This is a genomic window from Marinobacter sp. ELB17 (genome assembly GCF_000169375.1).
Classification (GTDB): Bacteria; Pseudomonadota; Gammaproteobacteria; order Pseudomonadales; family Oleiphilaceae; genus Marinobacter.
In genome coordinates this window covers 48,227-70,874 of record NZ_AAXY01000022.1, presented here as the reverse complement: position 1 = coordinate 70,874, position 22,648 = coordinate 48,227, and the positions used below count along the sequence as shown (strand labels likewise).

Here is a 22,648-nt window from a genome sequence, read left to right as displayed (position 1 = left end):
AGGCTACTTATTTTCCAAGCCGTTACCCGAGATAGAATTTGAAACGTTACTGAAGTCTATAGGCGGTCATTTTAGGCTTCCGAGCTAGTTACCTAATCGATGCTGTTCCCTTTCTTTATATTGCGGAATCCACCGGCAAGAGGTCAGGCAGTTGCTTCAACTCGGCCAGAGGCATCGGTCGGGCAAACAGATACCCCTGTAATATATCGCAGTGTCTTCGGGCCAGGTCTTGCTGCTGCTCCAGGGTTTCGATTCCTTCCGCCACCACTGTCATGTCCATGTGGTGAGCCATGGTAATTACGCCCTGAACGATGGCGGCAATTCGGTGATCTTTTGCGGTTTTCTCCACAAAGCAGCGGTCAAGTTTCACTTTGTGAACGGGCAGGTCCCGCAGATAACTCAGGCTGGAATAGCCCGTCCCGAAATCATCCAGAACCAAGAGCACGCCAGAGTTTCCATCAGTTCGATAACGGGCGCTGTTCCGTCCAGCAAGACGCTTTCGGTCACTTCCAGTTCCAACAGCTGAGGCGATATGCCGGTCTCTTTGAGCACGCGGCGGACATCGTCCAGAAAGCCGTCACGGACAAACTGCAGGGATGATATGTTGACGGCAACTCGCAGTGCCCGTTCCCGGTTAGCATTGAAATCCGCCATTTCTGTGCAGGCTTGCCTGAGAATCCAAAGGCCCAGGGGCACGATCTGGCCAGTTTGTTCGGCCAGTGGAATGAACTCACCTGGGGAGATCATCATCCCGCGGGTAGGGTGATGCCACCTCACCAAAGCTTCCACACTGCGTATGCGCCCGGTGACGGCGTCCACCAAGGGCTGGTAATAGATTTCAAACTGGTTTTCCATCAGCCCGGTGTGAAGATCATGCCTCAGGCTCACGCTGTTTCGACTGCGCTCGGTTTTATGGCTGCTGTACCATTGCGAGGTGTTTCTGCCCTGCCGCTTGGCTTGCTCTAGGGCCAGGCCGGCAAACTGAAGCAGTTCATGAGGCGCGTCCAGAGGCGTGCGGTTACTCGCAATTCCGATACTGGCGCTGATGTGGACCATCTGACCATCCACATCGATTGGCTGGGCAAGGTTTGCCAATACGCGATCAACCAGTTGGGTGACCTCATTTCGGCAAGTGTAGTTGGGTATCAGCAGACAAAATTCGTCCCCGTCTAACCGGGCAACGATCACCTCAGGCTCAACCAGCCCTTTTAGACGCTGGGCAATGGTCATGAGTATCTGGTCGCCCACAGGGTGCCCCAGTTCTTTATTAATGGGCTTGAATCCGTCCAGGCCCAGACACATGGCGACCAACGATCCACGCTCACCATCTGCCGCCAGAGCGTCATGCAGTTTCTCTTTAAACGAGGCCTCGTTAGGCAAACCGGTCAGCAGGTCGTGGGTTGCCTGGTAGATAATCTGGGCTTCCTGCTCTTTGCGATCGGTGATGTCCCGGCAGATACCGTATACGCCAACAATCTGTTCCTTGATGGTAACCGGGAAGTTAGTGACTTCTAGAGAGGAGGGGTGGCCGGATGCGTGCGTGCCCATGGTTTCGTAGGTAATGACCTCACCGTTTCGGGCCCTGTCAAATGCCGCTTGGGTTAGTGCGCGATAACCGAGTTCAACAAAGAGATTAAAGTGAAGGCCCTGTAAGTGATCTGCCGTATAACCGGTGACGCGCTCCAGCGCTGCGTTACAGCTCTGGAAGTGGCCGTCCATATCAAAGGTGAATACGCCATACGGGTTGTTGTCGAACAGGGCTTGGTGCCGCTCGGAGAGACTCAGAAGGTCTTCAGTATCGCGGTGGCGGAGAATAGCCAGGGCAACCAGGGCAGCACTCTGGGTGAGATTACGCCGGGCTTCCGCGGTCGGGGTGGCCGGGGTGCGGTAGAAGTGGCAGAAGGTGCCCAGGAGCTCCTTCTTCGAGGTCAAAATCGGCATGGACCAACAGGCCGCCAGTCCCTCTGCTTCGGCAATGTCACGGTAGCCGTACCAGCGTGGGTCTTTTTGAATGTCTTCAGTAATGACCATGCATTTGGTAAAAGCCGCTGTGCCACAGGTTCCTATGCTCTCGGAAACCGGGATATTCTCCATCGCCCGGGAAAAATCGGCTGAAAACCGGCTGTTGGGCATCGGGCTAAGGCTGTTGGTGTCCGGGTAAAAACGCATGATGGACACCAGCGCACCGGGCATCATGTTGCTTACCCAATTAGCGATCGCCTCCAGAGTCTGCTCCAGCGGTTTTTGCTGGGCGATCATCTCATGGATGTCTTGCTGCGCTTCCAGCACAGAAAATTCAATGTCGCTCATAACGAGAAATTCCGTCCATAAATGATGATCTCAGCGTGTAGCTCCTACACAATTTCCTCGGCAATCTCAAGCTCACCTGATCAATGTATAACAATACAACTATTGTTCAAATGCATATTAAATATATTTTTCATAAAGTGCGTCTATTTGTGATGTCTGGATTGCACACATGCGCTGGGCAAATAGAGTGTCCATGATATCACCTCATCAGGTTGTGTGGCTTGAGGCTACCGCGTTTTGGAATGAACGTTACGGTTACAAAAAACCACTGCAGGTTTTATTGTGTATGCCGATAATAAATAAGCAGCGGTTCATGAGATGTCGCAAACCATTGGGGAAGTGTCTTCCAATGTTCAGCAAACAGCCCATAAGCCATCGCTGATCAAACCAACCTGCTTGCGCTTAACGCTGCGATTGAGGCAGCCAGGGCCGGCGAGCATGGTCGAGGGTTTGCGGTAGTCGCTGACGAGGTACGAAATCTTGCCAGGCGGACGCAGGAGTCCACGAGAGAAATCCACGCCATAATAGAGACATTACTCTCGCGCTCCTCCGCCTCTGTGCTTATCGCCGGGGAGGGAAACATAGCCGCAAATAAAGGTCTTGAGCGCATGCTGGAGGCTGAGGGGATGCTGAACGAGATTACGGAATCTGTTGGCAACATCGCAGAAATGGCTATTCAGATGGCGGCGGCAGTTGAGGAGCAGTCTCAGGTTTCTGAACAGATCAACGAGCAGGTCGGGAAAATCTCCGTTCTGGCCGCAGACAGCCTTGTACAGGGTGAACAGACCACGGCGAGTGTTCAGAAAATAGAGATAATTGCAGGTGAGTTGCGCGAACTGGTCGTCAGGTTTAAGCAGTAATGTCGTCGAATAAATGTAGATAAGACGAGATAGAAGGCCTCGAAACGCCAGTGGAACGAATCTTGTTCAGTGGCTATGGGGACAGACAACGACGGCATTTGAATATGAAGCAGTCGGAGCCGTCTATATGGCAAAACCCCCGGGGCCAAAGGGCCCGGGGGTTTTTTTGTGTCCGTTGGAACGGAACAGTAAACAATGACAGGTTAGCGGTACGGGTAGCCCGCTTTCTGCATAAGAGCCGAGTAGTCCTTGAAAATCTGCACGACTCTGCCCGCGCGCGGGCTGGTTTCAGCTATTTTGTCCCAGAACACTTCGGCGTCGCCGGTAACTTTGTCCCACTCTTCTTTGGGCAGTGATGTGAGCTCAAGCTTTCCGCCTTCTACACGGAGTCTTGCTTCTCCCGCCCAGTACCATACGTTGCGATAATAGTGTGACTGGTCGATTGTGGACCGGAAGAGCGCCTGCAGATGTGGCGGTACCTTGTTCCAGCTTTCAGTGTTGGCAAAGTAAGAACCACACCAGGCACCGGTTATCGAATTGGTGAGTGCGTAGTTGCAAACGTCTGCCCAGCCAACTTCATAGGCCTCTGTGAAACCGCACCAGGCCACGCCATCAAGCTCGCCGGTCTGCAGTGCTACTTCGACGTCATCCCAAGGCACAGTGACCGGAATCAATCCGTACTGTGACAGGAACCTACCCGCTGTTGGTACACCGAAAACGCGCTTGCCTTTCATGTCGGCGAGCGACCTTATTGGCTCCTTGGTAAAGATGTGCAGCGGATCCCAGGCGCCCGCAGAAAGCCATGTGACGTTGTCGACCTCGCCGTAGGCTTCTTCCCAGATCTCATTGAGCCCGTGATACTTGAACATGGCTGCCATATCTAGGCTGAAGCGACTGTTGAATGGAAAATAGCCGCCGAAAACAGAGATGTCGACGGGCGAGGCCATGGTAGCGTCGTCAGACTGAACCGCATCGATCGTGCCGCGTTGCATGGCTCGAAAAAGCTCCGCCGTTGGCACGAGCTGGTCGGCATAGTAGAGCTCGATTTCCATTTCGCCATTAGCGGCTTCGTTGAATGCGTCTATCTGGGGTTTGATGACGTGCGCGCCCAGTGGTGCTCCCGAATAGGTCTGTAATCTCCACTTTATGGGCTTCGTCTGGGCATTGACGTAAGGGGCACCGATACCTGTTGCGATGGCGGCGCCACCAATCCCGGCCGTTTTCATAAATTTGCGGCGTGATGAGAGTATCTTGTCCGGGGGGCTCTGGTTTGACGGGCTCTGCTCTACTGATGATTTGTCTGTCGGTTTAGCCATTTTCGTGTGACTCCTGTGAACGGTCGAAGTACGGTCATTGCTTTAACCTGGCGCCAGCCTGCATCAGCCTCCGCGCACCAGTTCCGGTAACCACAGTGCTACCTGTGGGAAAATCATCACGATCACGACGGTGATCACCATCATCGCCACAAAGGGCCAGATCGATCGATAAATGTCGAGCAGACCGATTTCTTTCGGGGCCATTGCCCTCATTAGAAACAGGTTGTAGCCGAAAGGCGGTGTGATGTACGCGATCTGGCAGGTCATCGTATACAGCACGCCAAACCAGATCAGATCGAAACCAAGTAAATCGACTAAAGGTATGTAGAGCGGTGCCACGATCACGAGCATGGCGGTATCGTCGAGAAACATCCCCATGATGATGAAGCTGACCTGCATCATGATAATGATTTCCCACGGCGACAGATCCCAGCGAGTAATGAACAGCGACTCGATTGCACGCACCGCGCCGAGGCCGTCGAAAATCGCCCCGAACGCCAATGCAGCCAATATAAGCCAGAGAAACATGCATGAAATAGCGAGCGTCTTGCGCGAGATTTCATGAATGACCTTGAAGCTGAGCCTGCGCTTGAAGGCGGCCGCTAGAGTTGCCGCAGTCGCTCCTACCGCCGAGCTTTCTACCAGGCTGATATAGCCAAGTACGAACAGCCCGGTCATTGAGAAAAAGATCAAGAATGGAATGATACCGGCGCGGAGCAGGGCGAGCTTTTCACGCAGGGGCATGTCGAGCTCTTCGTCAGAAACCGTCGGTGCGAGAGCGGGATTGATCTTGCAGCGAACAACAACATAGATCACAAACATGGTGGCCATCATCAGGCCCGGGATGACGCCGGCAAGCCATAGTTGGCTCACCGGTTCTCTTGCGATCATGCCGTACAGCACCATCACAACGCTCGGTGGAACCAATATGCCGAGAGACGATCCGCCCTGAACCACGCCGGTAATCAGAATTTTGTCGTAGCCTCTGCGCAGCATCTCCGGTAGCGCAATGGTTGCACCGATGGCCATACCCGCAACAGAGAGACCGTTCATGGCCGAAATAATCACCATGAGGAAGATCGTTCCAATCGCCAGGCCGCCGGGCATCCGCCCACACCAGACGTGAAGCATCCGGTACAGGTCTTCAGCGATACCTGATTCCGACATAACGTAGCCCATGTAAATGAACAGTGGCAATGTCAGCATCGGGAACCAGTTAAAAAGCTTGAAGGCTGCGGTGAACGGCATTTCAATGGCACCGTCACCATAGAGCAACAAACCTGCGGCTGCTGCTACGAAGCCGATTGCGGCGAATACGCGCTGCCCGGTCATGAGCAACACCATCATGGAAGCGAACATCAGGAGTGCAATCAGCTCATAGCTCATTTAAGTTCGAACTCCCAAATCGTGGCGACGTGTTTGAAGATGAGCGAGACGCTCTGCAGCAACATCAGCACGATGCAACCAACCATCAGGGCCTTAATTGGAATCATTGAAGGATTCCACATAGAGAAGCGGGTTTCGTTGGTATCTATGGCGTATTCGAGACTGGACATTGAACCAAAGAGAAGAACGCCAAGGTAAAAGATGAGGCATGTGATGGTAACCAGGTCGAGCTTTGCCTTGCCTTTGGCTGAGAGCCCGTCGTAGAACAAGTCCATCCGAACGTGATCGTTGTTTTTCAACGTCATCGCGCCGCCCATGAAGTAGTAGGCAGCCAGCGTGAATTGCGCCGCTTCTATGCACCAGTGAAGTGGAATTTCGATGACGTTGCGGGTGACAGCATCAAGTAGCAAGATGGCGACCATGGCAAAAATGAGATACATCGCGATAAGCCCGATGAAATCTGAAACGCGATCGACAACCCGAACGTGAAACCGGACTGCGTTTAACAGCCAATGACTACCCATTTCATCCTCCTTGCAATGCAGCGCCAGTTGGAATTCCGGTCACCGGAACTCAATCCCCTTTGTCTTTATGGCTGCAGCGAAGCCGGTCCCGACGTTACTGCCACTGACAAGTATGTCGATGTCCTCGGTTTTCGCGACATTAAATGCCGCTATTCGCCCGAGTTTGCTGGAATCCGCCAGCACGATGGTGCGTCTTGCGCGGCTGATCATTGCTCTTGCAACCTGGGCCTCATCAAAATCAGAGTCCATGGCACCCATTTCGGCGTCAAAAGCCGCGACGGTAATGACGGCGGTATCCGCTTGAAAACGTTGTATCTGCTCTATAACCAGAGGGCCGACCGTCTCTGAGTTGTCGGCTCCGAAGCAGCCTCCAAGCAGAAAGGTTTTAGCACCTCTTGAGCTCGCGCCACTCGTTTGAGCAATCATCACCGAATTAGTGATAACGGTAAGACCTTCGATCGCACCTAGCACCTCGGCGCAGATCAGAGTGCTTGACCCGGTATCCAGAAACACGGTCTCGTTCGGTTCAATCAGTTTGGCTACTTTTTCCGCGATTACACGTTTTTCGGTGGTGCGCTCAGACATGCGTTCGTGAAAACTCTTCTCAGAGTGCAATCTGACCCGCGCTGCGCCGCCGTGAATCTTTTTGATGACACCCAATGTGTCCAAAACCCCAAGATCCCTGCGTATTGTTTCGGCCGAAACGCCAAAATGCTCTGCGAGCTTATCGACACTCGCCTCGCCCCGAGCAATGATCAATTCCTGGATGATTTGCTGTCGCTGTCTTGGCTTCAAAGAATTAATTCCCCTAGTACGTCGTTAGTAAATACACTGATAAACATTCATGTCAACAAAATAGTAACGTATAACCGATAAAGTGGTCATTATACGGGCATAAAGTTGACTGAATGACCACAAACGTGCAATAAGTTCCATCATAGTGCAAAGAGATGTCGTTACGGATTGAAAACTGGAGGTGCAATGAGCGCTGATCACCGGAATTCTCAGTTTGATATTGCTGTCATCGGCGCGGGTGTCATTGGTTGTGCGATCGCCAGGCAGTTCACTCTCGAGGGCGCGCGCGTGGTCGTCATCGAGAAAGCCCCCGACATACTCGATGGCGCCTCCAAGGCCAATAGCGCAATCCTGCACACCGGATTTGATGCACCACCCGGCTCCATAGAGGCCTCATGCATTGCAGCTGGCCATGCTGAATACCTCAAAATCCACGAACGCCTGGGCTTGCCACTGATCAAATCAGGAGCTCTTGTCATTGCCTGGACAGAGGGTGAGGAACAGCGCCTGCCAATGTTAATGGAACGCGCACGCGAAAACGGCGTGGAAGACGTTCAGTTCCTGAGCGCTGGGCAAACCCATGAACTCGAGCCGGAACTTGCAGAACACGTCAAGGCGAGTTTTACAGTCCCTCGTGAGTACGTCATAGATCCTTGGTCTGCGCCCTACGGCTACCTATTGCAGGGTCTGGCTAATGGGGCTGTTATTAAACGGAATTGTGAGGTGAAAGGCGGTCGCTTCGACGGTGTTCGCTGGAAACTCGACACGGTTCAGGGACAGATCTCAGCCACGACGGTTATCAATGCCGCCGGCCTGTACGGCGATATTATTGATCAGAAACTGACGGGCAGCACTCGGTTCTCCATCAAGCCAAGAAAAGGTCAGTTCATTGTCTATGACAAGCCTGCATCGGCATTGGTAAAGCATATTCTTCTGCCGGTGCCGAATGACGTCACAAAAGGCGTGGTGATCTGCAGGACTGCCTACGGCAACCTGCTTGTTGGCCCTACGGCAGAGGCTCAGGACGATCGCGTCAATGCGGCCCTGTCGGAAACAGCAATGACCGCGTTGCGGCAGCGCGGCGAAGAAATCCTTCCGGCATTGGCCGACCATGATGTTACAGCCGTGTATGCGGGGCTGCGCCCGGCCACCGAGTTCAAGGATTATCAGATACATGCGCATGAAGGACTCAACTACATCACTGTTGGAGGCATACGGTCTACCGGGCTGAGCTCAGCGCTTGGCACTGCAAAACTTATTTACCAGCGGTATCTCGAATCGGGTGAAGCGTTTCAGCCACCGGCAACTATCCAGTGGCCTAGGGTCAGTAATATTGCCGAGAACTACCCACGTGACTGGCAGTGTGAGGGAAACAAGGGCATCGTCTGCCATTGTGAACTGGTCACTCGGCGCGAAATCACCGAGGCGCTTGAGGGACCGCTTGCGGTGCGCTCGATCGGCGGGCTCAAGCGCAGGACACGGGCAACAATGGGCCGGTGTCAGGGGTTCTACTGTTCAGCCGAGCTTGCAAAGATGACCCAGCCGTACTTCGATGCTGCAGGCAGCACAGTGAGGTCTCATGCCGGGATCAACTGAACAGCTGGCCGCACACGGGCCGGCGTGCGCCGACGGGCTTTCTGGAATGTATGGGCCAGAAAACAAGGCAGATGTGGTGATCATTGGCGCCGGACCTGCCGGCCTGGCCGCTGCGACCGAACTCAGGCGTTGCGGCGTGCAGTCGGTTGTAGTGCTCGACAGAGAGCCTGTCGCCGGGGGTATTCCGCGGCACTGCGATCACTATCCCTATGGGCTGCGAGAGTTTTCCCGGCTGCTGCGTGGGCCGGCCTATGCTCGGCGGCTGGTTGCGGCGGCTTTGGCGGCCGGCGTCAGAATTCACACCGGCGTTAGCATTCAGTCGTTAACCAGCGGCCCGGTGTTGACGGTGACCAGCGATGCGGGCGTCAGGGTTGTTCATGCGCAGCGCGTTCTGATAGCGACCGGCGCCCGTGAAACATCCAGAGCAGCCCGCTTCATTGGTGGTACCAAACCCGGCGGCGTCGTTTCTACCGGCGCCCTGCAGGGCCTGGTTCATCTTGAGGGCATCACCCCGTTCCATGCACCCGTCGTCCTTGGCACGGAACTGGTCTCCTTTTCAGCCTTGCTGACCTGCAGGCATCTTGGGATTCGGCCCGTCGCCATGATTGAGCCGGGCGCTTCAACGACGGCTTTCTGGCCGGCAAGGTGGTTGCCCAGGATCCTCGGTATTCCGCTACTGTTAAAGACTGAATTGCTCACCATCGAGGGTGAAAGCACCGTTAGCGGAGTCACAATTCGCAGGCCTAACGGCGATATCGAGCGACTCAACGCGGACGGTGTGATCGTCAGCGGCCATTTCCGGCCGGAATCAGCGATTCTGCTCAGTAGTCATATCGAGCTTGACCGTCAAACCGGCGGCCCGGTGGTCGATCAGTTTGGACGCTGCTCCGACCCTGATTTTTTTGCGGCAGGCAATCTGCTTCGGCCGGTCGAAACGGCAGGCTGGAGCTGGCAGGAAGGCAAAGCCGTAGGCCATGCGATTGCCCAAAGTCTGGAGGGTAAGCTGCCTGGCCTAACCACAGGCATCGCGGTTGAGCTGGCGGGCGGGTCGCTCAAATACGTGGTGCCGCAGCGAATAGTTCCAACCGATGTGCCGCCCGCGCTGGACAGTTTTCAGTTCCGCGTCTCTCACAAGGCACAGGGTCGTTTGTGTCTCTCCATCGATGGAGCCCGCAAGACAGTCAAGTCACTTTCCGCGGTGCCGGAGCGCCGAATCCGGGTGCCGCTGACTGTACTGCCACGTTCACCTACGGGTACAGCGACGTTCGAACTGGTCGAGAGTGACAGATGACCACAATCGTCGCCATTGATCAGGGCACGACGAGTACCCGTGCGATTGCGCTCGGAAGCGATGGCCAGTCCAGACTGCTTCTGAGCCGCGAACACCGGCAGTTCTATCCAAAGCCAGGGTGGGTTGAGCACGATCCGCGGGAACTCATGGCGATATTAGAGGATTGCTGCGCCGCTGCCGGAGAATGCGGTGATCTCGCCGCCTTGGGGCTGGACAACCAGGGTGAGAGCTGTCTTGCCTGGGATGCCAGAACCGGGGAAGCAGTCACCCCGGTCATTGTCTGGCAAGACGCTCGCACCGAGTCGGCAATCGAAGCGCTTAAACGGCAAGGCGCCGAGGCGATGGTGCGGCAGAAAAGTGGCTTGCCGCTCGATGCCTATTTTTCAGCATCAAAACTGGGCTGGATGCTTGCCGAGCTACCGGAAGTTCGGCGTTTGCACGAACGCGGCCACTTGCGGATGGGCACGACAGATGCTTTTTTTCGGGATCGGCTGACCGGGCGCTTCGAAACAGACGTAACTACCGCATCAAGAACTGCGCTGATGAATCTCGAGACCCTGAACTGGGACCCGGAGTTGTGCCGTCTGTTTGGCGTGCCTCTAGACGCGCTACCGGTCATCGGCCCGAGCTCTGGCGATCTGGGCCTGATTCGGTGTGGCGCAAAGCGGGTGACTCTCACCGCAAGCCTGGTCGATCAGCAGGCATCCCTTTATGGCCACGGCTGTCGTCGTCCTGGCGACCTCAAAATGACCTTTGGGACAGGTGCTTTTCTGCTCGGAATCAACCATTTTGACGGTCGCCAGCTCAGCAACGAAGCAACGCAGACCGTTGGCTGGCAGAAATCCGGAGAGCCGCCAGTCTTTGCGTTGGAGGGCGGTGTGTATTCGGCAGCCTCGGCGCTGAACTGGTGCCGCGGTTTGGGGCTGTTCAAGGATTTCTCGGAGCTGGCGGTCACATATACAAGTTCGGCAGCCTCCAAAGGGCTGGTGTTCGTGCCTGCTCTTTCTGGTCTCGCCTGTCCACATTGGGATAGAAGCGCCAGGGGGAGCTGGATGGGGCTGTCGCTGCATACAACGGCGACTGATATGGTGCAGGCAGTTCTGGAGGGTGTTGCTTTTCGCACTGCGGAAGTGTTTTTGGCCCTTGAGCGCAACCAACCCGTCAACGGAAGAATTTCACTTGATGGCCGGATGACCGAGAATGTTTTTTTCGTGCAGTTTTTATCGAATGTGCTGCAGCGGGAACTGTCGTTATCGTCTGAGCCAGAGCTGACCGCCATAGGCACTGCAACCCTGGCAGCTGAGGCCACCGGAATAGATTCAGGCTACGTGGCTCGTCAGCAAGTTATCACCCCGGGCGAGTCTTGCGCTTCGCTTCAGGAATTGTTCACTGCGGCCCGCACTGCTACTACAGCTTTCGCAGGGTCGGCCCGGAAACCCACCTCGACAATTTCGAAATGACCTACTCTTGCCTCCAGGATCGGTTCATGGGAAAGTCGAAAGGGTTAGGGAACTGCTCACCGGTTTGTCGGATAAGCGTACTCAGGGGCAAGCCCCTGAGATCGGCAACCGCCTGGAAAATCAGTTAAAGAAGGTGGCATTCTGATGCGTAACCACCAATCAGCGCCCCTTCCTATTTGCAACAGAGGCTGATATGGCTAGTTTTTCCCATACTGTCGGTGCCATGACTTACCGCTTCGACGACCTTAAAGAGGTTATGGCCAAGGCCAGTCCAGCTCGCTCTGGAGATTTTCTGGCGGGTGTTGCGGCAGTAAACGATGGCGAACGAGTTGCGGCACAAATGGCCCTGGCAGACATTGAGCTGAAGCGCTTTTTGCACGAAGCATTGGTCCCCTATGAAACCGATGAAGTTACCCGACTTATCATCGATACCCATGACAAAGCCGCGTTTTTCGCTGTCAGCCACATGACAGTGGGAGGCTTTCGCGACTGGCTACTTAGCGAAGCCGCTGATGAGCAAAGTCTGCGTGCCCTGGCTCCGGGCCTGACGCCGGAGATGGCCGCTGCTGTATCGAAGATCATGCGCGTGCAAGACCTAATCCTGGTAGCGCAGAAAATCCGCGTAGTGACCCGGTTTCGCAGTACGCTTGGCCTGCGCGGTCGGCTCTCGACACGCTTGCAGCCCAATCATCCCACCGACGATCCGGCAGGGATTGCGGCGAGCATTCTTGACGGTCTGCTTTATGGTAACGGCGATGCGATGATAGGGATCAACCCGGCCACTGACAGCACCTCTTCAATCTGCGCCATGCTGGAAATGCTCAATGCGGTGATTCAGCGCTACGAAATTCCCACCCAGGCCTGCGTGCTGGCTCACGTCACCACCTCCATCGAAGTGATCAACCGCGGCGTGCCATTGGATCTTGTGTTTCAGTCGATTGCTGGCACCGAGGCCGCAAACGCAAGCTTTGGCGTGAGTCTGAACATTTTGCAGGAAGGTTACGAGGCGGGGCTGTCATTAAACCGCGGCACGCTTGGGCGAAACCTCATGTACTTCGAAACTGGCCAGGGCAGTGCGTTATCGGCCAACGCCCACCACGGTCTGGACCAGCAGACCTGCGAAGCCCGAGCTTATGCTGTTGCCAGGCATTTCAACCCGTTTTTAGTCAACACTGTGGTCGGCTTCATCGGCCCGGAATACCTTTACAACGGTAAGCAGATCATCCGCGCAGGCCTTGAAGACCACTTCTGCGGAAAATTGCTGGGTGTACCTATGGGTTGCGATATTTGCTACACCAACCATGCCGAGGCCGATCAGGATGATATGGACACTCTGCTGACTCTGTTAGGCGTAGCAGGAATCAACTTCATCATGGGCATTCCCGGCTCTGATGACATCATGCTCAACTACCAGACGACGTCCTTCCACGACGCCCTTTATGCACGCCAGACCTTGGGGCTGAAACCTGCGCCAGAATTCGAAGAATGGCTGGCAAAAATGGGTATTTTTACCCAAGCTGATGGAAAAGTGCACTTTGGTAACAGCCTGCCACCGGCTTTCCGTCAGGCTCTAGCGCAATTGAAATGAGCGAGCACGCCATGGATAAACCGACCACTGATAACCAGAACAGGAACCAGAGCCCCTGGCGGCAACTGCGCAACCTCACGTCGGCACGGATTGCTTTGGGTCGCGCCGGCACCAGCATGCCCACAGCCGCGCAACTGGAGTTCCAGTACGCCCATGCTCAGGCCCGTGATGCTGTGCACCTGCCCTTCGATCACGCTGGGCTTAGCGCTCAACTTGCCGAGCACGGGCGCGATAGTCTGTTGCTACACAGCGCCGCCAGTGACCGCCACAGCTACCTGCAGCGTCCAGACCTGGGGCGCCGTTTGGATGATGAATCTGCTCAGTTACTGAATCAGCATCGTGCGGACAACCCAGCGGGTTACGACCTGGCGATTGTCGTGGCCGATGGCCTCTCCGCCCTGGCAGTGCATCGCAATGCCATGCCCATGCTGAAGCACATTGAAGAACAGGCCCTGGCTGAAGGCTGGAACTTATCGCCCGTCGCCCTTGTCAGCCAGGGCCGGGTAGCCGTGGCCGACGAAGTGGCTGAGCGGCTCGGCGCGCGTATGGTGGTTGTCCTGATTGGTGAGCGACCGGGTCTGAGCTCACCAGACAGCCTGGGGTTGTACTTTACCTACGCACCCAAGGTCGGCCTGACCGACGCCTACCGCAACTGCATCTCTAATATTCGCTTGGAAGGTTTGAGCTATCCGATGGCCTGTCATCGTCTGTTTTATTTGATGCGCGAGGCCTGCCGCCGTCAGCTGTCGGGGGTTAACTTAAAGGATGACGCTGAAGAACCACTATTGGCAGGTGCCGGCAAGAGCGGAAACTTTCTACTCGGTTGAGTGTTAGTGAACGTCTGGTTATTGACCCGGCAAAATCATTGCAAGTTCTGAAAGGCACTTTTCACGTGGGCAGCCAAAGCGTTATTGAGGGGATTGGAGCCTCTGCGTACGAGTGCTAGCTGATAACGGCCTATCTCTGGCAGGTCGTCGCTGACAATCTGTTTGAGCGGTAACCGCACAAGGCTCAGGGGGAAAGGCGCAACGGCAAGGTCTGCAAGCATCGCAGCTTCCTGGCCAGAGCAGTGCTCGCAGGTGTAGGCGATCCGGTATGGCGTGCCGGCGTTTTCCAGGGCGAGTAATGTCATCTGGCGCCATGCGCATCCCTCGTGGGCCACCGCAATCGGCAGGGGCCTGTTCAGATGCGCAGACGAACCCTCCTTGCCTGCCCAAACCAGTGGTTCCTCATGCACAACCTCGCCACGAATGCCCCTAACGCGTTCTGACACAGTCACCAGCACCATATCGAGCTCTCCCGCATCCAGCTTTGTCAGATTCTGCTTGCTTGAACCGACAACAACATCCACCAACACAGCCGGATAGGAACGCGCAAACTGGGCGAGTACCTCGGGTAGAATTCGAGTACCAACATCATCTGAGGTACCAAAACCTACCTTGCCCTCCAGCGCGGGTGCGATGAAATGCTCTACCGCTTCCTGGTTGAGTCGCAATAACCGACGGCTGTATGCCAGTAATACCTCACCGTCGTTGGTCAACCGAACCTGACGCGGCTCGCGAACAAACAGACTTTTGCCCAGGATTTTTTCAAGTTGCTTGATTTGCATGCTCAACGCCGAAGGCGTTCGGTGGACGACTTTTGCCGCAGCGGTAAACGTTCCACACTCTGCAATCGCGACAAATGTTCTGAGCACCTCATTATCGAGCAGCGGCATCGTCACCTGATCACATCTCCTAAAAAAGCATGGGCATCTGACTTAAGTATATCTGAAGGCAGAGTTAAATTCTTTTCGTTTGATTGAATGCAGACAAGCCGCCATTATACTGGCTCAAGGCAATGAGGTAGGCGCGTTTGCAGACCTCAACCATTCATTTGGGTTAAACACTCACACAAGGAGGAACAGCGATGCTAGGCTCCCACAAGAATGATCAGACAATCAAAATGCACACCGCTACCTTGGTGGGTAGCTATTCCCGGCGTCAACAGTTCCGACGCATGGCGCTGACGCTGTTGGCCGAGAAAGACGGCACACTGACGGACCTGGGTTATAAACGCTGGGAAATCAATGTTGCACTCAAGCTGCCGCTTCGGACCGATGCCATGGCTTTTCTGGAACAGAACCGGCAAGCCTCTGGGCTCGAACACGACAACGAGAGCTTACGCTTTATGAAGGCTGGCAAACGCCCCCGCGGTGTTGCTCAATGCGCTTGAGGCAAACTCACTCTACAGTGTGACTCGCTGAACAAGCCCACGTGCCTCGGCAATACTCGCGGCTGCTGAGGCAACTGCCAAGTCTTGAAGTCCTACACCGGTGCCGTCAAATAAGGTGATCTCCTGCTCTGATTGACGGCCCTGGTGTGAGCCATTAATGACCTCTCCAATGGGCGTGATTTGCTCGGCGCGTAAGACTCGTGCGGCCACAGCATGCTGGGCTTCACCGATACTGATCGACTGGTCGATTTCGTCGGTGAAAACTGTTGCTTGCGCCAAAAGCCGGTGATCAATTTCTTGCTTTCCCTTGGTATCCGTACCCATGCAAGCGAGGTGTGTGCCGGGTTTTATCCAGCCGGCCTGCAGCAAAGGTTCTGAGGCGGAGGTGATGGTAATGATAACATCCGACTGAGCCCCCAGAGCTTGTAAGGAAACGGCTTCGAAGGGTAGGTCATGTTCCCTGCATACGTCAGCGAGCCGGGTCAGGTGCTCAGGGTGGGTATTCCAAGCCACTACTTTCTCGAAGTCGCGCTGCTCTATCGCGGCGCGTAGTTGAAAGGTCGACTGAAAGCCTGCACCGATCATGCCCAACACTTTGGCATTCTTTCGAGCTAGATGGGCAATCGAGACAGCGGACGATGCGGCGGTGCGAATGGCAGTCAGATAATTGCCACCTACCAGAGCTTTGAGTTGTCCGGTATTCGGGTCGAACAGCGCCACGGTTGATTGATGATTGGTCAGCCCCTTAACGACGTTGCTGGGCCAGTAGCCGCCCGCTTTTACACCCAGGACCAATCCTTCGCGGTCAAAACCAGATTTGAAGCCATAAAGTGCGCCGGCATGTCCGATCGCTTCCCGCACCACGGGGAAATTGTGGGCGCTCCCCTTAGCCATGGATGAGAAAACCGACTCAACGGCCTGAAAGGCTTCAGGGCGGCCAATCACTTTCTGGCAGGTGTCTTCGCTTATGATCAAAATCTGATGCGGTTGAATTAATGCTTCAGACGGAGTTTCCATCGTTAGTCTCCTTTATCATTTTAGCAAGCCCTCCGAATCGCGTCCGGAGGGCTTGCGCAGGCTGAATCAGAACATCTTGCCGCGGGCGCTGACGGGCCAGAGCGTTTCGACCTTGCCGTTGCGAACGCCGACGTACCAATCGTGGACGTTGCAAGTCGGGTCGCAGTGCCCGGGTACCAGTTTGAGTTTTTCGTTTATCTTGAGTACACCCCGGGGGTCACTGATGACGCCATGCTCGTCTGAGCACTTGACGTATTCGACGTCGTCGCGGCCAAAGATAAAAGGCAGGCCACTGTCCACAGATTGAGCTTTGAGACCCGCATCGCAGATCGCTTTATTGGCTTTGGTGTGACTCATAACGCTGGTCAGGATGAAAAGTGCGTTCTCCCATTCGCCTTGATCGATGCGCTTGCCGTCTTTGTCCAGAATGCGGCCATAGTCGGCGTCCATGAAGGCGTAAGAACCACATTGCAGTTCGTTGTAAACGTCTGAATTGCTCTCGAAATAGTAAGAGCCGGTGCCACCGCCAGAGACAAGTTCTGGTTTCAGGCCTGCTGCCGTCAAACCACCTACTGCGTCTTGTACCATGACAATGGCGATATCCAGTTTTGCCTGGCGTTCGTCGTAAGACGCTACGTGCTGCATGGCGCCTTGGTACGCTTGGATTCCGGTGAACGTGAGGTTGGGTGCGGCATCTATGGCCCGGGCGATGGTGACCACATCCTCAGTGGAGTTCACCCCGCAGCGGCCCGCACCGCAGTCAATTTCGACGAAGCAGTGCAGTTCGGTACTATGCTTCTGGCACGCCATTGATAAATCTGAAACGTTATCAACGTCGTCGACGCACACAATAATGCGCCCGCCGTATTTTGGCAGCTGGGCGAGGCGATCAATTTTTAGTGGATCACGCACCTGGTTGGAGACCAGCACGTCTTTGATGCCCGCACGGGCGAACACTTCGGCTTCAGAGGGTTTTTGGCAACAGACCCCAATGGCGCCCCCGAGGTCTTCTTGGAGTCGTGCCACATCAACGGACTTGTGCATCTTGCCGTGCACCCGGTGGCGCATGCCGTGCGCCTTGGCGTAATCGCCCATTTTCTTGATGTTGCGCTCCAGTGCGTCTAGATCGAGGATCAGACATGGGGTTTGAATCTCGCTTTCGTCCATGCCGATGGCGGCAGGAATGTTGTAACCAACTTCCAGTTCTTCAGGGTGAATAAACGTTGTCATGGTAGGGCTCCTAATCAATGTCTGTTTCAGGTCCAGGGAAGTGTATCCATATCCACATTGCCGCCGGTGATGATCACGCCCACCCGTTTACCCCGGAAGATCTCGGGGTTTTTCAGGATGACCGCCAGGGGTACTGCACAGCTGGGCTCAATAACAATCTTCATTCGTTTCCAGGTCAGCTTCATGGCGTCGATGATCTCCTCCTCGGTCGCCGTAAAAATGTCTGAGACGAAGTGGCTCACAAAATGCCAGGTCAGCTCCTTCAGTGGCACTTTCAAACCGTCTGCTACAGTATTGGGCGCATCATCGGCAATGATGTAACCGGCCTTGAGGGAGCGGGCGGCGTCGTCGGCATTGAGTGGCTCAGCCGCATAAATTGTCACCTCCGGTGCCAGGTTCGAAAGGGTCAGGCAAGTACCGGAAACCATGCCGCCGCCACCGATCGGCGCGATCACCATGTCCAGGTCGGGGACCTGATCCAGCAATTCCAGTGAGCAGGTTGCCTGCCCTGCGATGACCCTGGGGTCGTTATAAGGGTGGACAAAATCAGCACCAGACGCGGCCATTAAATCGGCAAAGACGGCTTCACGGGAGCTGGTGGAGGGCTCGCACTCGATGATTTTGCCGCCGTAGCCGCGTACCGCATCTTTTTTGGCCTGGGGTGCGGTATGAGGCATGACGACTGTTACCGGGATACCTCGCCGGCCAGCCGCATAAGACAGCGACAGAGCATGATTGCCGGAAGAGTGGGTGGCGACGCCAAGGGCCGCCTTCTCTTCACTCAACCCAAAGACGGCGTTGCAGGCGCCGCGCACTTTGAAAGCCCCGGCCTTTTGAAAGTTCTCACACTTAAAGAAGAGTTCGGCCCCGGTCAGCTCGTTCAGATAACGGGATGTCAGAATTGGCGTTTTGTGGATGTAGGGTTTGATCCGTTCGTGGGCGGACAAAACATCGTCAAATGTGGGTATCTGGTTCCTGTGATCACTCATGGTTCACCTCGTCAGTCTGCGTCTGCCGGTTACGCGATGGTGGCGCGAAAATGGTTTTGGGCGGCGCGGACGCCCGTGCCCAGTTCAATGGGGTAGTCGAGATCCGCCATGGCCATCTCAATGGTTGCCAGCCCTGATAGCACCATGCTGTCTGTCAACGAACCCAAGTGGCCGATACGGAAGGCTTTGCCGTGCATTTCGCCAAGGCCAATGCCGAAGGAAACGCCGTACTTTGCAAACGTGTGGTCGGTCAGCTCGTTGCTGTTGAGCCCTTCGGGCACATAAATGGCGGTAACGGTATTGGAATACAGATCGGGAGACTGCGCACACAGGGCCATGCCCCAAGCATGTGCCGCCTGCCGAACACCTTCGGCCAGCCGGAAGTGACGGGCGTAAACATTGTCTAACCCTTCTTCAAACAGCATTTTCAGGCTTTCTTTCAGACCGTAGATCAGCTGCAAGGGTGGAGTGTAGGGAAAGCCGCCTTGGGCATTGGCCGTCATCATGGCGCGAAAATCGAAGAAAGCACATGACAGCTTGGCGGTTTCCATTGCGACCAGTGCTTTTTGGCTGACCGCGAGTATGGCCATGCCGGTTATCAGCATGAAGCCTTTTTGAGAGCCCGACACGGCGATATCAACACCCCAGTTGTCCATCTCGAACGGCATTGAGGCCAGGGAGCTGACGCAGTCAACCAATAGCAAGGCAGGGTGAAAGCAGCTGTCCATGGCTTGACGAACAGCATCAATATCGCTTGTTACGCCGGTTGCAGTCTCGTTGTGGACAACCAGAACCGCCTTGATCTTGTGTTGAGTGTCGGCGCTTAAAGCCCGCTTAAACTCATTCGCCGGAGCGCCGCTGCCCCACGGGCATTCAATGATCTGAACGTCCAGCCCGTGACGCTGACACATCTCAATCCAGCGACGGGAGAACATTCCGTAGCGGGCGATTAATACCTTATCTCCAGGTGACAGGGTGTTGCAGATAGCCGCTTCCCAGCCACCGGTGCCGCTGGCGGGGAATAGGATGACTTCGCCAGATTGGGTGTTGAAAACCTTTTTGCAATCCTGCAGCAGCGGGGAGAGTGTTTCCACGAAGCCCGGCGAGCGGTGGTCGCTGCTCTGCACGTTCATCGCGAAGCGCAATCGGTCAGGGATATTCGTGGGGCCCGGAATAAAGATTGGGTTTTGGTCAGACATAGGGAGTTCTCTCTCCGTTATTGCGATTACCAGAAGCCCCGTCACCGGACTGCCTCCTCCACTTCATGTCTTCACTCTAGATTCCTGGGTTTGTTTGCGCAATATGAAATAATTCCACAATGTGGAATTTTAAGGATAAATACCGACTGAAATTTCAAGTATCTGGTTTATATAAGGTAAATATTTAGGGCTGGCATTATTATAATTTCTACATTGTGGAAAGTAGTATCCGTATAATAGAATATTTAGTAGTCGTACCTCTGATCTCACCTGACCGTTACACTCGGAGTTCCTGATGACTGACGTCAAAACTGAATCCCGGATCCAAGTCATTGACCGGGCCGCGCTGCTAATGGATGCGATTGGGCGTTATTCCAAGCCGGTCAAACTGAAAACGCTGGGCGCCGAGACTGGGCTTGCACCTTCCACGGCGTATCGAATTCTTCAGTCATTGATCAGCAATCGTTTTGTTGAGCGAGATTCCAACGGGGGTTACCGTCTGGGCCAGAAATTGCTGCAATTGAGCAATCGTCTGCATTCGGATATTGACCTGCGGGGGGTCTCGCTTCCTTACATGCGGGAATTGTGTGACCGATTGGGTGAAACCATCAATCTCACGATTCGGGAGGGTGATGTGGTGATCTATTTTGAAAAGGTGACTCCGAATCGCATGATGCATGTAAACCAGATCGTAGGTAGTCGCGCACCCTTGCATGTTACCGCTGTGGGCAAGCTCATGCTGGGCCTTGCGGGAGAGGATGAGATTGAGAGTTACGCCCGGCGAACCAATCTGCCTGCTTATACACGCAATACACTGTCCTCACTGAGTAAGCTTGAGGACGCTTGTATGACCAGCATTCGACAGGGCTACTCACTGGATAACGAAGAAGCTGAGATTGGCGTGGGTTGTATTGGCGTCCTGCTTTTCGAAAAGTCCGGAAATGTGAGCGCGGGGCTGTCCATTTCTGCGCCGATCGAGCGGAGAAAAAATGAATGGATCGGTGAATTGAAGAAAGCCGGTGAGGAGATTTCCCGGCATTTAGGGTATCGGCCCGGTTAACGCCCTGGTGTGTCAGCGACGGTTCAGAGGCGAGGTGGCTGGGCGAGTTGCTCTGGATTAGTCGGTTATCATTCCGGTCAGATTGGCGGCCTCCAGCTTATGACCTAAGTGACTCCGGAGAATGTTGCCAAGACGTTTCCCATCGCGATCCTGAAGAGCCTCAATCATGTGTTCATGGTCGTTCACTGCTTTGTGCCAGTAAGCGTCGGTCATCTGCGCGGAATAGCGGATTCGTTTAATACGTTGGCTAAGGTTGTTATACATTTCCAGAAGTACATCATTCTTTGACGCCAGCATGATGCATTCATGAATTTGCTGGTTGGCGCGGAAGTACTCTTTGAGTTCACCACGATGAAAATGCTCGACCATTTTATTGTGAAGCGCCTGAATATGAGCGACTTCAGCATTACTGATGTATTGGCAGGCCGTTTCACCGGACAACCCTTCCAGGGCGCCCATGATGTCGTAGGTGTGCTCGACGTCCTTCGCGGTTAAGCGGGTTACCCGGGCACCGCGATTCGGCAGCATTTCAATCAGACCTTCGGATTTCAGAACTTTCAACGCTTCGCGGAGGGGCGTTCTGGAGATGCCGAACTTTTCGCAGAGCCCTTTTTCGGAAATTTTCTCTCCAGGCGCCAGTGTGCCGAGTTCGATCAACTCTCTGATTCTGTCGGCAGCTTCTTGATAAAGAACTCTATGTTGTATCTTTTCCATGTGACCTTTTCTTAAGACAAGTAGTGAGCTGCCGGCAATTTTCGTGTGGCAGTTGTATCTCAGGATGGAATCCTGTAACTAAACGGTGCGCTGCATTCAGAATTCAAAATAAGGTACAGCGCGTCGCTTTGCAAGGCTCAAAGGCCTTAAATGCCCTCTTGCGGTGATGGTACTCCATCCGTTCTGTATGTTCTGGGAACGTAAGTGCTGGGCCATCCCCCGCGACCGGGAACTTTTATGTGGATTTGCTAACCTTGAATGATTTAGGAGAATTATATGGCAGGTAAAGTTTTTCGATCCAGCGTAAAAATTTCACGGGCGCAGGCGCGCCAAATCGTAGACGGTGCATTTGCTATGGCACGAGCCCGGGATATGGATCCGCTGACGGCATTTGTTATGGATGGGGGCGGCAACATGATTGCCGCCGAACGGGAAGATGGCTGTGCACCGCTGCGTCTTCCTGTCTCAAGGGGCAAGGCGTTCGCTGCTTTGGGGAATGGTGCTTCCAGCCGAACGGTGGGGGAGCGCAATGAGCAACGGCCAGCTTTTTTAGCGTCAGTTGCGGCTGCTGCGGACGGTCAGTTCGTACCGGTAGCGGGCGGTGTGTTGATTCTTGACCCAAACGATGAAGTTATCGGAGCAGTGGGGATTAGCGGTGCTTCTTCAGATGAGGATGAGCACGTAGCGATGGCCGGCATTGAAGCTGCAGGTTTTAAGGCAGGAACCGCTCCCGACTGAGACTGAGGGCGGCTATGGTTCGTTTTTAAAGCGAAACGTGGCCGCGTTCATTCTGTCCATTTTCAGCAAGAGGACTGGAGCTAAAGTGTGCCCAGTTTTTTTGCACCCAATGCTTACCGATGCATCTATTCTATCCTTCACCCAGCTCTGTCTGAGTGTCCAGCCCCGTCATTTAGCTGAATTATCTAATCTCTTCTATGCACCGGAGCCTGTCGGCACTGGCCCTGCGTCATAATTAGACTAAAGTCTAATACAGAATTATGAATTATGAATTCATATTCGAAGTGTGATTGATTCGAACGTTTTACCGGAACAATGGATTTTGGTGCAGAAATCGACGGGTCAGGCTCACCGATCATCT

The 22,648-nt window shown here is 54.6% G+C and carries 19 protein-coding genes and 1 pseudogene; 9 read left to right on the top strand and 11 right to left on the bottom strand.

All coding sequences use genetic code 11. The features are described from left to right. Window positions 1-115: 115 nt before the first annotated feature. A pseudogene (locus tag MELB17_RS17990) lies at window positions 116-2,193 on the bottom strand (EAL domain-containing protein). Between the two features lie 491 nt (window positions 2,194-2,684). Between MELB17_RS17990 and MELB17_RS24005 the strand changes: the two are divergent. After that, window positions 2,685-3,170, top strand: coding sequence for a methyl-accepting chemotaxis protein (locus tag MELB17_RS24005; RefSeq protein WP_227498959.1), 486 nt, complete (start codon window positions 2,685-2,687; stop codon window positions 3,168-3,170). Window positions 3,171-3,373: 203 nt separating this feature from the next. Here the strand turns inward: MELB17_RS24005 and dctP are convergent, their stop codons facing one another. The 4 genes from dctP to MELB17_RS17965 all read right to left on the bottom strand — a co-directional run bounded on the left by dctP (window position 3,374) and on the right by MELB17_RS17965 (window position 7,191). Continuing rightward, a complete protein-coding gene (gene dctP, locus MELB17_RS17980; protein WP_007351753.1) occupies window positions 3,374-4,486 on the bottom strand; it encodes a TRAP transporter substrate-binding protein DctP in 1,113 nt (370 codons plus the stop codon). Window positions 4,487-4,549: 63 nt separating this feature from the next. After that, a complete protein-coding gene (locus MELB17_RS17975; protein WP_007351752.1) occupies window positions 4,550-5,872 on the bottom strand; it encodes a TRAP transporter large permease in 1,323 nt (440 codons plus the stop codon). Then, the gene (locus MELB17_RS17970) at window positions 5,869-6,396 is read right to left on the bottom strand and encodes a TRAP transporter small permease subunit (RefSeq protein WP_007351751.1); all 528 of its coding nucleotides are present in this window, start codon (window positions 6,394-6,396) and stop codon (window positions 5,869-5,871) included. Before MELB17_RS17970 ends, MELB17_RS17975 begins: the two co-directional genes overlap by 4 nt. 39 nt (window positions 6,397-6,435) lie before the next feature. After that, window positions 6,436-7,191 (bottom strand): DeoR/GlpR family DNA-binding transcription regulator, encoded by a 756-nt coding sequence (locus MELB17_RS17965; RefSeq protein WP_007351750.1) that lies wholly within the window; start codon window positions 7,189-7,191, stop codon window positions 6,436-6,438. Window positions 7,192-7,377: 186 nt separating this feature from the next. Between MELB17_RS17965 and MELB17_RS17960 the strand changes: the two genes are divergently transcribed. The 5 genes from MELB17_RS17960 to eutC all read left to right on the top strand — a co-directional run bounded on the left by MELB17_RS17960 (window position 7,378) and on the right by eutC (window position 13,953). Then, the gene (locus tag MELB17_RS17960; protein WP_007351749.1) at window positions 7,378-8,787 is read left to right on the top strand and encodes an NAD(P)/FAD-dependent oxidoreductase; all 1,410 of its coding nucleotides are present in this window, start codon (window positions 7,378-7,380) and stop codon (window positions 8,785-8,787) included. After that, entirely contained in the window at window positions 8,771-10,078 is a 1,308-nt protein-coding gene (locus MELB17_RS17955; protein WP_007351748.1) for an FAD-dependent oxidoreductase, read from the top strand. The genes MELB17_RS17960 and MELB17_RS17955 overlap by 17 nt, the downstream gene beginning before the upstream one ends. Continuing rightward, window positions 10,075-11,538 (top strand): glycerol kinase, encoded by a 1,464-nt coding sequence (locus tag MELB17_RS17950; RefSeq protein ID WP_007351747.1) that lies wholly within the window; start codon window positions 10,075-10,077, stop codon window positions 11,536-11,538. Before MELB17_RS17955 ends, MELB17_RS17950 begins: the two co-directional genes overlap by 4 nt. Window positions 11,539-11,731: 193 nt before the next feature. Beyond that, complete coding sequence (locus MELB17_RS17945; RefSeq protein WP_007351746.1) at window positions 11,732-13,126, top strand: ethanolamine ammonia-lyase subunit EutB; 1,395 nt, start codon at window positions 11,732-11,734, stop codon at window positions 13,124-13,126. 11 nt (window positions 13,127-13,137) lie between these two features. Next, window positions 13,138-13,953 carry an ethanolamine ammonia-lyase subunit EutC gene (gene eutC / locus MELB17_RS17940; protein WP_036185429.1) on the top strand — a complete coding sequence of 272 codons (816 nt, stop codon included), beginning with the start codon at window positions 13,138-13,140 and terminating at the stop codon, window positions 13,951-13,953. Between the two features lie 35 nt (window positions 13,954-13,988). Here the strand turns inward: eutC and MELB17_RS17935 are convergent, their stop codons facing one another. After that, window positions 13,989-14,843, bottom strand: a complete 855-nt coding sequence (locus MELB17_RS17935; RefSeq protein ID WP_198136517.1) for a LysR substrate-binding domain-containing protein — start codon at window positions 14,841-14,843, stop codon at window positions 13,989-13,991. Between the two features lie 191 nt (window positions 14,844-15,034). Here MELB17_RS17935 and MELB17_RS17930 point away from each other — a divergent pair, with 191 nt between their 5' ends. Continuing rightward, complete coding sequence (locus MELB17_RS17930) at window positions 15,035-15,340, top strand: hypothetical protein (RefSeq protein WP_007351743.1); 306 nt, start codon at window positions 15,035-15,037, stop codon at window positions 15,338-15,340. 12 nt (window positions 15,341-15,352) lie between these two features. On the opposite strand, the gene bhcD is transcribed toward MELB17_RS17930, so the two are convergent. The 4 genes from bhcD to bhcA all read right to left on the bottom strand — a co-directional run bounded on the left by bhcD (window position 15,353) and on the right by bhcA (window position 19,775). Next, complete coding sequence (gene bhcD / locus MELB17_RS17925) at window positions 15,353-16,357, bottom strand: iminosuccinate reductase BhcD (protein ID WP_007351742.1); 1,005 nt, start codon at window positions 16,355-16,357, stop codon at window positions 15,353-15,355. 66 nt (window positions 16,358-16,423) lie between these two features. Then, window positions 16,424-17,587, bottom strand: coding sequence for a 3-hydroxy-D-aspartate aldolase BhcC (gene bhcC, locus MELB17_RS17920; protein WP_007351741.1), 1,164 nt, complete (start codon window positions 17,585-17,587; stop codon window positions 16,424-16,426). A 26-nt stretch (window positions 17,588-17,613) separates the two neighbouring features. Then, a complete protein-coding gene (bhcB, locus tag MELB17_RS17915) occupies window positions 17,614-18,576 on the bottom strand; it encodes a beta-hydroxyaspartate dehydratase BhcB (protein ID WP_007351740.1) in 963 nt (320 codons plus the stop codon). Window positions 18,577-18,605: 29 nt separating this feature from the next. Then, entirely contained in the window at window positions 18,606-19,775 is a 1,170-nt protein-coding gene (gene bhcA, locus MELB17_RS17910) for an L-aspartate--glyoxylate aminotransferase BhcA (protein WP_007351739.1), read from the bottom strand. Between the two features lie 295 nt (window positions 19,776-20,070). Here bhcA and MELB17_RS17905 point away from each other — a divergent pair, with 295 nt between their 5' ends. Next, complete coding sequence (locus tag MELB17_RS17905) at window positions 20,071-20,835, top strand: IclR family transcriptional regulator (RefSeq protein WP_007351738.1); 765 nt, start codon at window positions 20,071-20,073, stop codon at window positions 20,833-20,835. A gap of 57 nt (window positions 20,836-20,892) precedes the next feature. Here the strand turns inward: MELB17_RS17905 and MELB17_RS17900 are convergent, their stop codons facing one another. Then, entirely contained in the window at window positions 20,893-21,549 is a 657-nt protein-coding gene (locus MELB17_RS17900; RefSeq protein ID WP_007351737.1) for a GntR family transcriptional regulator, read from the bottom strand. 276 nt (window positions 21,550-21,825) lie between these two features. On the opposite strand from MELB17_RS17900, the gene MELB17_RS17895 reads away from it, so the two are divergent. Beyond that, on the top strand, window positions 21,826-22,287 hold the full coding sequence (locus tag MELB17_RS17895; RefSeq protein WP_007351736.1) for a GlcG/HbpS family heme-binding protein: 462 nt from the start codon (window positions 21,826-21,828) through the stop codon (window positions 22,285-22,287). The last annotated feature ends 361 nt before the right edge of the window (window positions 22,288-22,648 follow it).

Coding starts and splice junctions, on each gene's coding strand:
- dctP (WP_007351753.1), bottom strand. CDS start 4,486: ATGGCTAAACCGACAGACAAATCATCAGTAGAGCAGAGCCCGTCAAAC.
- MELB17_RS17975 (WP_007351752.1), bottom strand. CDS start 5,872: ATGAGCTATGAGCTGATTGCACTCCTGATGTTCGCTTCCATGATGGTG.
- MELB17_RS17970 (WP_007351751.1), bottom strand. CDS start 6,396: ATGGGTAGTCATTGGCTGTTAAACGCAGTCCGGTTTCACGTTCGGGTT.
- MELB17_RS17960 (WP_007351749.1), top strand. CDS start 7,378: ATGAGCGCTGATCACCGGAATTCTCAGTTTGATATTGCTGTCATCGGC.
- MELB17_RS17955 (WP_007351748.1), top strand. CDS start 8,771: ATGCCGGGATCAACTGAACAGCTGGCCGCACACGGGCCGGCGTGCGCC.
- MELB17_RS17950 (WP_007351747.1), top strand. CDS start 10,075: ATGACCACAATCGTCGCCATTGATCAGGGCACGACGAGTACCCGTGCG.
- MELB17_RS17945 (WP_007351746.1), top strand. CDS start 11,732: ATGGCTAGTTTTTCCCATACTGTCGGTGCCATGACTTACCGCTTCGAC.
- eutC (WP_036185429.1), top strand. CDS start 13,138: ATGGATAAACCGACCACTGATAACCAGAACAGGAACCAGAGCCCCTGG.
- MELB17_RS17935 (WP_198136517.1), bottom strand. CDS start 14,843: ATGCCGCTGCTCGATAATGAGGTGCTCAGAACATTTGTCGCGATTGCA.
- MELB17_RS17930 (WP_007351743.1), top strand. CDS start 15,035: ATGCTAGGCTCCCACAAGAATGATCAGACAATCAAAATGCACACCGCT.
- bhcD (WP_007351742.1), bottom strand. CDS start 16,357: ATGGAAACTCCGTCTGAAGCATTAATTCAACCGCATCAGATTTTGATC.
- bhcC (WP_007351741.1), bottom strand. CDS start 17,587: ATGACAACGTTTATTCACCCTGAAGAACTGGAAGTTGGTTACAACATT.
- bhcB (WP_007351740.1), bottom strand. CDS start 18,576: ATGAGTGATCACAGGAACCAGATACCCACATTTGACGATGTTTTGTCC.
- bhcA (WP_007351739.1), bottom strand. CDS start 19,775: ATGTCTGACCAAAACCCAATCTTTATTCCGGGCCCCACGAATATCCCT.
- MELB17_RS17905 (WP_007351738.1), top strand. CDS start 20,071: ATGACTGACGTCAAAACTGAATCCCGGATCCAAGTCATTGACCGGGCC.
- MELB17_RS17900 (WP_007351737.1), bottom strand. CDS start 21,549: ATGGAAAAGATACAACATAGAGTTCTTTATCAAGAAGCTGCCGACAGA.
- MELB17_RS17895 (WP_007351736.1), top strand. CDS start 21,826: ATGGCAGGTAAAGTTTTTCGATCCAGCGTAAAAATTTCACGGGCGCAG.